Origin of the sequence: Achromobacter sp. SIMBA_011 (assembly GCF_046535435.1) — a bacterium.
Lineage (GTDB): Bacteria > Pseudomonadota > Gammaproteobacteria > Burkholderiales > Burkholderiaceae_B > Achromobacter > Achromobacter dolens.
In genome coordinates this window covers 1-232 of sequence record NZ_JAWRWN010001300.1, presented here as the reverse complement: position 1 = coordinate 232, position 232 = coordinate 1, and the positions used below count along the sequence as shown (strand labels likewise).

Here is a 232-nt window from a genome sequence, read left to right as displayed (position 1 = left end):
CCAGGCTTTCGCCTTCTTCAACTCCCAGTTCTGCGTCAAGCCGGTGAAGGTCGCGACGCGGTTGAACGCAAGGTCGTCCGTATCCGACAGCATCACCGCGATCCCCGCGGCCGCTTCAACCTGGACTTCGTTTGCATAAATCCAGGACGGCAGCGCACGCCCCGACCGCTGCCCCGCCGGCAGGCAATACTTCGCGCCCGACGTCAGGCTGACGATACATCCGAGCGTCGTC

At 63.8% G+C, this 232-nt stretch carries 1 pseudogene; it reads right to left on the bottom strand.

From position 1 onward, the window contains the following. A pseudogene (locus SB816_RS35275) lies at window positions 1–232 on the bottom strand (hemolysin); the annotation flags it as partial.